Raw genomic sequence first — 12,229 nt, forward strand, 5'->3', positions numbered from 1 at the left:
GCGAACTCAATGAACGCAAACGTGACCTGGCTCACGCCCCGAGCGCATAGTCACCGGGACCTGTCCGATCGCGGGCGCTCGGGACGGCGCCCGCGGACCGAGGGAGACGAAGGTGTCAGCCCAGGCCCCCAGCGACGTCACGAGCCGTCGAGACCATACCCACTACCTCTACACCGCCGTCATCCTGGCGACGATCGCGGGCGCCGTGCTGGGCCTCGTCGCGCCCGGTGTGGCCGTCGAACTGAAGCCGATCGGCACCGGCTTCGTGAATCTCATCAAGATGATGATCTCGCCCATCATCTTCTGCACACTCGTGCTCGGCATCGGATCCGTCCGCAACGCCGCCAAGGTCGGCAAGGTCGGCGGCCTCGCGCTCGGCTACTTCGTCACCATGTCGTTCGCCGCGCTCGCCATCGGCCTGCTCGTCGGCAACATCCTGCACCCCGGCAGCGGGCTGCACCTGACCGAGGCGCTGAAGAACGCGGGCCAGGCCCAGGCCACCGACGCCCCCACCGAAGGCGTGGACTTCGTCCTCGGCATCATCCCGACCACCCTGGTGTCCGCCTTCACGCAAGGCCAGGTGCTGCAAACGCTGCTGGTGGCGCTGCTCGTCGGCTTCGCCCTCCAGGCCATGGGACCGGTCGGGGCGCCCGTGCTGCGCGGCGTCGGGCACCTCCAGAAACTGGTCTTCCGCGTCCTGTCGATGATCATGTGGGCCGCCCCCGTCGGAGCGTTCGGCGCGATCGCCGCCGTCGTCGGCTCCGCGGGCGTGGACGCGCTCAAGGCGCTGGCCACGATCATGATCGGCTTCTACGTGACCTGCCTGATCTTCGTCGTGGTCATCCTCGGCGCGGTGCTGTGGCTGTTCGCCAAGGTCAACCTCTTCCACCTGCTGCGTTACCTCGCGCGCGAGTTCCTGCTGATCGTCTCCACGTCGTCGTCGGAGTCGGCGCTGCCGCGGCTGATCGCCAAGATGGAACACCTCGGGGTGAGCCGGCCCGTCGTCGGCATCACGGTCCCGACCGGTTACTCCTTCAACCTCGACGGCACGATGATCTATCTGACGATGGCGTCGCTGTTCATCGCCGACGCGATGGACCAGCCGCTCTCCCTCGGCCAGCAGATCTCTCTGCTGCTGTTCATGATGATCGCCTCCAAGGGCGCGGCCGGGGTCTCGGGCTCCGGCATGGCCGTGCTCGCCAGCGGACTCCAGTCGCACCGCCCCGCGCTGGTCGACGGCATCGGTCTGATCGTCGGCATCGACCGCTTCATGAGCGAGGCCCGCGCTGTGACCAACTTCGCGGGCAACGCCGTCGCCACTGTCCTGATCGGCACCTGGACGAAGGAGTTCGACCGCGACCGCGCGCAGCGGGTCTTCGCGGGAGAGCTGCCCTTCGACGAGTCGACCCTGTCCGACGAGGACGACGCCCACGCGCCGTCGCCCGTTCCGGGACAGCCCGCGCCCGATCAGCCCGCGCTCGATCAGAGCGCGCCCGAGGGCGCCCTGGTCAAGAAGGAGCCCGCGGCGCTCTGACCTCCCGCGCCCTCCCGAACGGCCCCGTCGGAACTCCCCCTTCCGGCGGGGCCCGCGCACGCATGGAGGCCAACGCCGGTCCACGTGGCCGGAAGTGATCCACCTTCAGTTCTGCCAGTCCAGTTCTTTTGTCATTTCTATAACAACTTTTAGCAATCTCTGTGAAAGCTCTAGACCGGCGCTTGGCACAGTTCTAACGTTCCGTCACAACTTCTGACGCCATCGGAGGAAGTGGGGGCCCGTGAACATCCAGTACCGCGTACTGAGCCGCCTGCGTGACCTCGGGCCGCTGTCCCGGGCGCAGCTCTCCGACGAGTTGGAGATGCCGCGCCCACGGCTGGTGGCCGAACTCGACCGGATGATCGCGAGCGGCACGATCCTGGAGGCGGGACCCGCGGCCTCGCGCGGCGGTCGCCGCTCCACCCTCGTCCGACTCGACCCGGAACTGCGCTTCGCCGCGGTCGACCTGGGTGCGAGCTCCATCGACATCGAGATCACCGACGGCCGCCTGGCCGCGGTCGCCTCGTACTCCGAGAGCGCCGACATCCGCCAGGGACCGGGGCCCGTGCTCGACCGGGTCAGCGAACTCCTGCGCAAACTGGGCGCGCAGAGCCGCGGCGCCCGGCTCGACACCATCGGGATCGGCCTGCCGGGACCGGTCAGCTTCCGGGACGGCGTCTCCGTCTCCCCGCCGATCATGCCCGGCTGGGACCGCTTCCCGGTGCGTTCCACCCTGACCAGCGAGCACGGTTGCCCGGTCGTCGTCGACAACGACGTGAATCTGATGGCGCTCGGCGAACACCACGGCGGCGTCGCCCGCTCCGTCGACAACCTCCTGTTCGTGAAGATCGGCAGCGGTATCGGCTGTGGTGTCCAGGTGCACGGCCAGATCTACCGGGGCTCGGAAGGCTCGGCGGGCGACATCGGACACATCCAGGTCGAGGCGGCGGGCCTGCCCTGCTCCTGCGGCAACACCGGCTGTCTCGAAGCGCACTTCGGCGGTGTCGCCCTCGCCAGGGACGCCACCGCTGCCGCCCGCGCCGGACGCTCCGAGGCCCTGGCCGGACGGCTCGCCGCCCACGGCGCGGTGACCGCCGCGGACGTCGCCCAGTGCGCGGCGGGCGGCGACCTCGTCTGCCTCAGCCTCGTCAGGGACGGCGGCCACCGCGTCGGACAGGTCCTCACCCACCTGGTCAGCCTCATGAACCCGTCGATGATCGTCATCGGCGGCGGCCTGGCCGGACTCGGCCACCTCCTGCTCGCCGAGATCCGCAGCGTGGTCTACAAACGTTCGCCGCCGCTGGCCACCGGCAATCTGGCGATCGTCCTGTCGGAGCTCGGCCCACGGGCCGGGGTCGTCGGCGCCGCGCTGCTGGCCAGCGAACTCCACTACGGGAGACAGCTATGACCGCCAACCCTCCCAGCCCACCCGCCCGTTCCCCCGCGTCCGCGAGTCCGCACCTCGTCCGGGAACCGATTCTCCGCCTCGACCGGGTCGTCAAGACGTTCCCCGGGGTCCGGGCCCTGGACGGCGTCGAGCTGGCGGTTCGGCCGGGGGAGGTGCACTGCCTGCTGGGCCAGAACGGCGCGGGCAAGTCCACCCTGATCAAAGTGCTCTCCGGAGTGCACCGGCCCGACTCGGGCCGTATCGAGTGGCGGGGGAGACCGGTCACCTTCGCCGACCCCCAGGCGGCCATGCGCGCCGGGATCGCCACCATCTACCAGGAACTCGACCTCGTCCCGCACATGACCGTGGCCGAGAACGTGCTGCTCGGCCACGAACCGCGCACCGCGGGATTCGTCCGCAGGCCCGGTATGCGCGAGCAGGCCCGCGCCGTGCTCGGCCGCCTCGGCCACCCCGAGATACCCGTCAACCGCACGGTCGACAAACTGCCCGCCGCCGCACGGCAGATCGTCAGCATGGGCCGCGCCCTGTCACGTGAGGCCAGGCTGCTGGTCATGGATGAGCCGAGCGCGGTCCTCGCCCACGACGAGGTCGCCAACCTCTTCCGGATCATCCGCGAATTGCGCGGCCAGGGCATCGCGGTCATCTACATCTCGCACAGGCTCGACGAGATCCGCGAGATCTGCGACCGCGTCACCGTGCTCAAGGACGGCCGCACCACGGCCGCCGACCTGCCCGCCTCGACCCCCACCAGGGAACTCGTCGGCCTGATGACCGGCCGCTCCCTGGAGTACGTCTTCCCGCGCCGCCCCACCTTCTCCAAGCGGTCGGCCGCCGAACGCGCCGACCGTCAGGGGCCGGAGACCGAACTGCTGCGGGTGGAACACCTCAGCCGTCAGGGGGAGTTCGCCGACGTCTCGCTCACCGTCGCGCCCGGCGAGATCGTCGGCATCGCGGGACTCGTCGGGTCCGGCCGCTCGGAACTGCTGGAGACGGTCTTCGGCGCGCGTCGCCCCGACCACGGCCACGTCCTCGTACGGGGGCGGCGGCTCCGGCCCGGCAGCGTCCCCGCCGCCGTGCGCGCCGGACTCGGTCTCGCGCCGGAGGAGCGCAAGAGCCAGGCGCTGTTGTTGGACGAGGCCGTCCAACGCAACATCGGCCTGGCCTCGTTGCCCCGGCACACCACCGCGGGCTTCGTCCGCGGCGGCGCCGAACGTACCGCCGCGCGCGGTATCGCCGACCGGCTCGACCTGCGCCCGCGCGACGTCGGACGCAAGGCCGGCACCCTGTCCGGCGGCAACCAGCAGAAGGTCGTCGTCGGCCGCTGGCTGCTCGGCGGCACCCGCCTGCTGCTGCTCGACGAACCCACCCGAGGCGTGGACGTCGGAGCCCGCGCCGAGCTGTACCGGGTGATCAGGGACCTGGCAGACGAAGGCGTGGGGGTGCTGCTGGTCTCCAGCGAGGTCCCCGAGGTGCTGGGCCTGGCCGACCGGGTCCTGGTCATGCGCGAGGGCCGGATCGTACGGGAGGCCCCGGCGCGGGAGTTGGACGAACACCTGGTCCTCGACCTGGTCATGGCGGGGGCACTGCTGGAAGGGACGGACCAGTGACGAGCGACCTCACCTCGCCGCCGGCGACGAAGACCGAGCCGACGAGTTGGTGGAGACGGGACGCGGCCGAGCCCGTACGGCGCAATCTCGGACTCACCGCGGTCCTGGCCGCGCTCGTGGTGATCGGCCTGATCAGCGCCAACGACCGCTTCCTGACCAGTGGCAACATCCTCAACGTGCTCACCCAGGCGTCGGCGATCGGCGTGATCGCCATCGGGATGACCTTCGTGATCATCGGCGGCGGCATCGACCTGTCCGTCGGGGCGCTCACCGCGCTGGCCGCCGTGTGGTGCACGACGGTCGCGACCCAGGACTTCGGCGTGCCCGGCATGGTCTTCACCGCCGTGATCGTCGGCGCCGTCGCCGGTACGGTCAACGGCCTGCTGATCGCGTACGGGCGCCTCGTCCCCTTCATCGCCACCCTCGCCATGATGGTCAGCGCCCGCGGTCTGGCAGCGAAGATCTCCGACAAGAAGACCCAGGAGGTCGACGTCGGCGCCGTCAACCGCTTCGCCGAGAACAAGCTCCTCGGCATCCCGCTGCTGGTCTGGCTGTTCGCGGCCGTCGCCGCCGTCGGCTGGGTGCTGCTCAACCGCACCGCCTTCGGCCGCCGCACCGTCGCCGTCGGCGGCAACGCGGAAGCGGCCCGGCTGGCGGGCATCAACGTCCGCCGCCAGACGGTCTATCTGTACGCGCTGTCCGGTGTGTGCTGCGGCATCGCCGCGATCATGGTCGTCGCCCAGGCCAACGCCGGCTCCTCGGGCCAGGGCGACCTGTACGAACTCGACGCCATCGCCGCCGTCATCATCGGCGGGACCGTACTGACCGGCGGCCGGGGCACCGTCGTCGGCTCGCTGCTCGGCGTGGTGGTCTTCACCACCATCACCAATCTGTTCATCCTCAACAATCTGCCGGCCGAAGTGCAGAACATCGTCAAGGGCGCCATCATCGCGGGCGCCGTCCTGGTCCAGCAGTTCCAGCCGAGCAGGCTGCTGCTGCGCCGCCGCCTCTGACCGGCCACCGGCGCTCCCCTCCTTCCGGTCTCTCCCAGCCGCCCGCCGTAAGCCGTACGCCACGCGCACGGCACCACCCACCCTCGCGGAGGACGAAATGTCCGAACAGTCAAGAAGCTCTCGTGTCACCCGCAGAAACATCCTCTTCAGCGGCGCGGCCGTCGGCGCCACCGCCCTGGTCGCCTCCTGTACCTCCAACAGTCAGGACGAGCCGTCCACGCAGACCTCCGCCCCGGCCGCGCCCGTGGACAGCGGCGCGCCCGGCAAGGCCATCACCATCGGCTTCTCCGCCCCCGCCGCCGACCACGGCTGGCTCGCGGCCATCACCACCAACGCGCAGAGCCGCGCCAAGCAGTTCTCCGAGGTCACCTTCAAGGCCGTGGAGGCGGGCGAGGACGCCACCGCCCAGCGCGCCGCGATGGAGACGCTGATCCAGTCCAAGCCCGACGTCATCGTCGTGCTGCCCTTCGACGGCGCCCAGCTCACCGCCACCGGACGCAAGGCCATGCAGGCCGGTATCCCGGTGGTCAACCTCGACCGGCAGTTCTCCGACGAACAGGCGTTCCGGGTCCTGATCAAGGGCGACAACTACGGCATGGGCGTGGCCGCGGGCCACTTCATCGGCAGCCGCCTCAAGGCGGACGGGAAGACCAACGCGACGATCGCCGAGATCGCCGGGATCGACAATCTGCCGCTGACCCAGGACCGCAGCCGCGGCTTCAAGGAGGCCCTGGCTACGTACGGGCTGAGCGTCAAGCACCGCGTCTCGGCGCAGTTCACCATCGACTCGGGCCACCAGGTCACCTCCGACCTGCTCCAGGCGGCACCGAAGCTGGACGCGGTGTGGAACCACGACGACGACCAGGGCGTGGGCGTGCTCGCCGCGGTCAAGCAGGCCGGGCGCGACGAGTTCTTCATGGTCGGCGGGGCGGGCTCGCGCAAGGTCATGGAACAGATCCGCGACGACGACACCGTGCTCAAGGCGACCGTCACCTACAGCCCGACGATGGCGGGCTCGGCCGTCTCGCTCGCCCGGCTGCTGGCCAACAACCGCGGCATGGCCGACCTGACGGAGCTGGGCGTGCCCAAGGAACTGCGGCTCGCCTCGGAGACCATCACCACGTCCAATGTGGCGGACTACCTGCCGCTGGGCTTCTGACCCCGGCGGCTCCCCTTCCCTTCACCCCGCGCTCCGCCCTTTCACCTCGCGCTCCGCGCACCGGCTGGCCACCTTCGAGGCGACCCGGTTCGCCACCGGCCGCAAGAACGCCCTGCGGATCGAGATCAACGGCTCCCTCGGCTCGGCCGCCTTCGACCTGGAACGCCTCAACGCACTGGAGTTCCGCGACGCCACCCAGCCGCCGGGCCACGGACTCGGCTACGAACACGCCTTCACCCACCAAGCGCGCGACCTGGTCACGCCATCGCCGAGGAGTGCGACCCCGAGCCGTCCTTCGCGGACGCCCTGGAGGTCCAGCTCGCCCTGGACGCGGTCCAGCGCAGCGCCGAGAACGACGCCGCCTGGACCCCTGTCCCCGCCCGGACCGCCGGGAACCCCGACCCCGGATCAGAGATCACCGACCCCGGATCAGGACTGACGCCCACCGACCGGGGGCAGTGACCGCGGGAAGCGCGACTGCTCACGGCTAGCCGTGGGTCACCGCGGGCGCGGCGGCGCTCAGGTCGCCGCGCCGAAGCGGTCCGCGCCCTCCACCGTCAGGGTGTCAGGAGCGTCGACCCCTGCCCTGCCGTCCGCGTCGAGCCGTACGGCCAGCGGCTGTTCGCCGACCCGCAGACCGCTCATGGTCAGGGGGCCGAGACGGCCCGCCGCGAGCGGGGACAGCCGCAGCGACCCGCCGGGCACATCGGCCTCGAGCCCGAGCGCGGCCTGGACGAGCAGGACGGCGGAGGCCGCCGACCACGCCTGCGGACGGCAGGCCGCCGGATACGGGGCGGGCGCGCTGTCCAGCTCGGAGCCGTGCCCGGCGAAGAGCTCCGGCAGCCGTCCGTCGAAACCGGCGGACGCGGCGATCAGACCCTCGGCCAGTTTGGCGGCCTCGCGGGGGAATCCGGCGCGCACCAGGCCGTGCACCGCGATGGCGGTGTCGTGCGGCCAGACCGAGCCGATGTGGTAGCCGAACGGGTTGAAACCGGTGGAGTCCGTACTCAGGGTGCGCAGCCCGAAGCCGCAGTCCAGCTCGGGTCCGGCGATCCGGGCGGCCAGCAGGGCGCTCTCCTGCGGATCCAGCAGCCCCGTGCCCAGCAGGTGCCCGAAGCCGGAGGTCACGGCGTCCACCGGACGCTTGTCGGCGTCGAGCGCGACGGCCGGGTAGCGGCCCTGCTCGTCCTCCACCCAGAAGCTCTCCCGGAACCGGCCGCGCAGCCGGTCCGCCCACTGCTCCCAGCGCTCGGTGCCCGGCCGGTCGAAGGCCCGCAGCAGCGCCGCGCCCGCCATCGCCGCCTCGTAGCCGTATGCCTGGACCTCGCAGAGCGCGATCGGCGCCTCGGCGAGCCGGCCGTCGCGCCAGCGGATCGAGTCGCCGGAGTCCTTCCAGCCCTGGTTGGCGAGCCCGGTGCCGGTGGTGTCGATGTACTCCAGCAGCCCGTCGCCGTCCGCGTCGCCGTACGTGGCCAGCCACTCCAGGGCGGCCTCGGCGTGCGGCAGCAGCTCGCGCACCTGCCGCGGGTCGAGCCCCCAGCGCCACGCGTCGTGCAGCAGGATCACCCACAGCGGGGTGGCGTCCACGGTACCGAAGTACACCGGCGGGAGCTTCGCGCCCTCGGCCAGGTGGAGGGCCTCGCGGCGCACCTCGTGCAGGATCTTGCCGGGCTGCTCCTCGGTACGGGGATCGGTGACGGCGCCCTGGCGGCGGGCCAGCGTGCGCAGCGTCCCCGCGGCCAGGTCCGTGCCCAGCGGCAGCAGCATCCGCGCCGCCCACAGCGAGTCCCGGCCGAACAGCGTCAGGAACCACGGCGACCCGGCGGCCAGGAAACGGTCCTCGGGATGCAGCGGGTCCGACAGGAGCAGCCGCTCCAGATCGCCCACCGACCGGGCCAGCAGCCGGTCCAGCCGGCCGTCGGCGCTGTGCAGTTCGGTGGGCGACCACGGTACGGCGTCCCGCGCGACGGCCGGGAACTGGTCCGGCTCCGCGTCGCTGACACCGCACTCGACCGTCGCCCGCCAGGTGCCGCCCGACGGCAGTTCCACGGTGTAACGCAGCTCACCGCTGTCGGCGTCGACCAGCGGCTCGCGTGGTCCGGAACCGTTGCCGGAGACCTGTCCCGGCATCGGCGCGCGGCCGGACGCCGAGCCCGACGCCGTACCGGCACCGACTCCGGCACCGGCTGCGGTCACGGCCACCGACACCGGCCGCAGCCGTACGGTCAGCTCGTCGTCGCCCCAGGTCAGCCCGGTGTCCTCGGCCCTCGCGGGGAGCGCGGCGACCGTGCGCCCGGACTTGACGTCGGTCATCCGGGCCAGATCCGTGCCCGCGGCGACCACCACGTCGAGACGGATCCGCCGCAGCCCCGCGTTGACGATCTCCAGCTCCTCGCGGAGCGTGCCCGGCGCCACCGATCGGACCCGGCGCAGCGTGACGGCGGGGTCGGCGGTGTGTTCCCCGACACCGCGCAGGATCGCGCGGAAGGCGGTCCTGTCGGCGGGGCCGAGGGTGTGGCCGACCGGGATCAGGGGGACGCCCTCGACCCGGACCGCCAGGCTCGACAGCACCCGGCGGTCGCCGTGGAAGAAGCCGTCCGCACCGGCGGAGATGTCCCCGCCTGGTCGGGACAGCACCAGGCTGGGCGCGTAGAGCGTGGTGCAGGCGTCGTGCAGGAAGGGCTGCAAGCCCTCGGTGACGACGTCCGTGGGAGACGGGTTCGCGGTGCTGTGCCCTTGGACGGCCGTGTTCACAGGGTGGTGCCTCTCGTCGGTGGACCGAGATGGTGCTCAGAATTTGGATCGATCAAAATTCACTCTAACCCTTGCCAACCAGCAGTGAAAGGGAGTTTTATCGATCCATCGAAGATGCAGCGCCGCATTTCGAGTGGTGCGGCGCATGGACAACGGAGGCCGTGGTGCCGCGTACGACCAGCTCAGGCGGGCGCAACAACAAGCCGGTGACCCTGGCTCTGGTCGCCCAGCGCGCTGGGGTGTCCGTACAGACCGTGTCCAACGCGCTGAACTCGCCCGACCTGCTGGCACCCCGCACGCTGGAGCGGGTCCGTGAGGCGATCAGTGAGCTGGACTACCGGCCGCATCAGGCCGCCCGCTCGCTGCGCACCCGGTCCAGCCGGCTGATCGGCTATGCCATCCAGCCGACGTTCGCGGGGGAGTCCACCCCCGTGCTCGACGACTTCCTGCACGCGCTGTCGGACTCCGCGGACACGGCGGGGTACCGTGTGCTGCTGTTCGCGGCGCGGTCCGGCGCGGACGACGAGGTCGACCGCTACGACGCGCTGCTGCGCGACCACTCGGTCGACGCGTTCGTGCTGAGCAACACCCACCGCGGCGACCGGCGCCCGGCGTGGCTGCACAAACGTGGCGTACCCTTCGTGGCGTTCGGCCGGTCCTGGTCGGCGCGTGACACCGGCGACTGGGTCGACGTGGACGGCGCGTCCGGTACGTCGGCGGCCGTCGACCAGCTCGTGGCCGCCGGACACACCCGGATCGCCTTCCTCGGCTGGCCGCGCGGCTCGGGCGTCGGTGACGACCGGGCCACGGGCTGGCGAGAGGCGATGCGACGCCACGACCTGCCGGTACGTGACCTGCGGGTCTCCTCGGTGGGTGACGTGAACACGGCGCGGGACGCGGTGGCGCGGGTCCTGCCCCGCGTGACCGCGGTCGTCACGGCCAGCGACACCCTGGCACTGGGCTGCTACCGGGCGCTGCGGGACAGCGGCCGGACCCCCGGCCGGGACGTGGCGGTGGTCGGCTTCGACGACTCCCCGGCGGCCGGTCTGCTCAGCCCTGGCCTCAGCAGCGTCCGTCAGCCGCTGGAGGAGGTCGGCCGGGTCTGCACCCGGCTGCTCATGGCGAGGATCGGCGCCCCGGAGGCCGATCCCGAGCATGTGCTGCTGACGCCGGAGCTGGTCGTCCGGGAGAGCTCCGCGGCGGGACCGTCCGCCGCGCGGTCGCCCGACGACCGGCCGCCCGCCCCCTGACTCCCGACGGACCGCCTGGTCCGAAGGGTTGAAGGACCGTGGGGTGACATGGACCGCGCCCCACGGTCCCGACCTGACAGACCGGACACGTCTGTCACGCCATAAAGCTACAAAGCGACAAAGCGGCACGGCCACGCAGGCCCGCCGCCATCGGGCGCCCTCATCGCCCGGCTCGCGGAGTTCCGTAGGTTCCGGATGATCCGGACAGTCCTGGAGAGAAACGATGACAGTACGCAGAGCCGCGACCGCCACCGCCGTGTGCGGGGTGTTCTTGGTCGCCGGGTGTTCGTCCAACTTCGGCAGCGACAGCAGCGGCAAGCAGGACTCGGGCGGCAAGCAGAGCCTCACGGTGATGATCGGCTCCTCGGGCGACAACGAGACCAACGCCGTGAAGCAGGCCGCCACCGCGTGGGCGAAGAAGACCGGCAACACCGTCTCGGTGATCGCCGCCCAGAACCTCGACCAGCAGCTCGGCCAGGCGCTGGCGGGCGGCAAGCCGCCGGACGTCTTCTACGTCGGCTCCAGCGTCTTCGCCAACTACGCCAAGGGCAACTCGCTGTACGCCTACGGTGACCAGCTCTCCGACAAGGACGACTTCAACAGCGCGCTGCGCGCGTCCTTCACCTACGACAACAAGTTCGTCTGCGCGCCCAAGGACAGCTCCACGCTGGCGCTCGCGGTCAACACGGCCATGTGGAAGGACGCCGGGCTCACCGACGCGGACTACCCCACGACGTGGGACGACCTGGAGAAGGTCGCCAAGAAGCTCACGACGAAGAAGACCACCGGTCTGGTCGTGAACGCCTCGTACAACCAGCTCGGCCCCTTCATGAAGCAGGCCGGCGGCTGGGTCACCAACGCCGACCAGAGCAAGGTCACCGCGGACAGCCCCGCGAACGTCGAGGCGCTGACGTATGTGAAGAAGCTGCTCAACGACGGCGTGATGAAGTTCCCCAAGCAGGTCGACGCCGGCTGGGGCGGTGAGGCACTGGGCACCCAGAAGGCCGCGATGACCATCGAGGGCAACTGGCTGACCGGCGCGATGACCGCGGACTACCCGAAGGTCGGCTACAAGGTCGTCCCGCTGCCCGAGGGTCCCAAGGGCAAGGGCACGCTGTCCTTCAGCAACTGCTGGGGCGTGGCCAACAAGAGCGCCCACCACGACGCCGCCGTCGACCTGGTGAAGGCGTTCACCACCGTCGACCAGCAGTTGTCCTTCGCCGACGCCATCGGTGTGCTGCCCTCGCGCGACAGCGCGCTGGCGACGTTCAAGGAGAAGCACCCGGCGAGCGTGGCGTTCGCGGACGGCACCGCGTACGCGCAGGGTCCGGTGACCGTCCCGGGCTTCACCAAGGTCCTGGCCCAGTTCGACACCGACCTGTCCGGGCTCGCCACCGGCGATCCGAAGAAGATCCTGTCCAGCCTCCAGACCAACGGCGACCAGGTGCTCACGAGCGACAACTGACCGTACCGGCCGGGCAGCACCGCGGGGGCAGGAGCAGGA

Annotated in this window: 8 protein-coding genes and 1 pseudogene; 8 read left to right on the top strand and 1 reads right to left on the bottom strand. The window is 71.0% G+C overall.

The window, feature by feature from the left end; all coding sequences use genetic code 11:
• The first annotated feature begins 112 nt into the window (after positions 1-112).
• The 6 genes and pseudogenes from BGM09_RS19015 to BGM09_RS37815 form a co-directional block, all read left to right on the top strand.
• Complete coding sequence (locus tag BGM09_RS19015; RefSeq protein ID WP_188282833.1) at positions 113-1,534, top strand: cation:dicarboxylate symporter family transporter; 1,422 nt, start codon at positions 113-115, stop codon at positions 1,532-1,534.
• A 241-nt stretch (positions 1,535-1,775) separates the two neighbouring features.
• The gene (locus BGM09_RS19020) at positions 1,776-2,942 is read left to right on the top strand and encodes an ROK family transcriptional regulator (protein WP_317452779.1); all 1,167 of its coding nucleotides are present in this window, start codon (positions 1,776-1,778) and stop codon (positions 2,940-2,942) included.
• The gene (locus BGM09_RS19025) at positions 2,939-4,549 is read left to right on the top strand and encodes a sugar ABC transporter ATP-binding protein (protein ID WP_188282834.1); all 1,611 of its coding nucleotides are present in this window, start codon (positions 2,939-2,941) and stop codon (positions 4,547-4,549) included. The genes BGM09_RS19020 and BGM09_RS19025 overlap by 4 nt, the downstream gene beginning before the upstream one ends.
• On the top strand, positions 4,546-5,562 hold the full coding sequence (locus BGM09_RS19030; RefSeq protein WP_188282835.1) for an ABC transporter permease: 1,017 nt from the start codon (positions 4,546-4,548) through the stop codon (positions 5,560-5,562). Before BGM09_RS19025 ends, BGM09_RS19030 begins: the two co-directional genes overlap by 4 nt.
• A gap of 97 nt (positions 5,563-5,659) precedes the next feature.
• A complete protein-coding gene (locus tag BGM09_RS19035) occupies positions 5,660-6,721 on the top strand; it encodes a substrate-binding domain-containing protein (RefSeq protein WP_188282836.1) in 1,062 nt (353 codons plus the stop codon).
• Between the two features lie 40 nt (positions 6,722-6,761).
• A pseudogene (locus tag BGM09_RS37815) lies at positions 6,762-7,183 on the top strand (hypothetical protein); the annotation flags it as partial.
• Between the two features lie 57 nt (positions 7,184-7,240).
• On the opposite strand, the gene BGM09_RS19040 reads toward BGM09_RS37815, so the two are convergent.
• Positions 7,241-9,475 carry a glycogen debranching N-terminal domain-containing protein gene (locus BGM09_RS19040; RefSeq protein WP_188282837.1) on the bottom strand — a complete coding sequence of 745 codons (2,235 nt, stop codon included), beginning with the start codon at positions 9,473-9,475 and terminating at the stop codon, positions 7,241-7,243.
• A 164-nt stretch (positions 9,476-9,639) separates the two neighbouring features.
• On the opposite strand from BGM09_RS19040, the gene BGM09_RS19045 reads away from it, so the two are divergent.
• Both BGM09_RS19045 and BGM09_RS19050 read left to right on the top strand, forming a co-directional pair.
• Positions 9,640-10,725 carry a LacI family DNA-binding transcriptional regulator gene (locus tag BGM09_RS19045; protein ID WP_188282838.1) on the top strand — a complete coding sequence of 362 codons (1,086 nt, stop codon included), beginning with the start codon at positions 9,640-9,642 and terminating at the stop codon, positions 10,723-10,725.
• A gap of 223 nt (positions 10,726-10,948) precedes the next feature.
• Complete coding sequence (locus tag BGM09_RS19050) at positions 10,949-12,190, top strand: extracellular solute-binding protein (protein WP_188282839.1); 1,242 nt, start codon at positions 10,949-10,951, stop codon at positions 12,188-12,190.
• Positions 12,191-12,229: the final 39 nt, after the last annotated feature.

The organism is Streptomyces sp. CBMA29 (genome assembly GCF_014596445.1).
GTDB lineage: Bacteria > Actinomycetota > Actinomycetes > Streptomycetales > Streptomycetaceae > Actinacidiphila.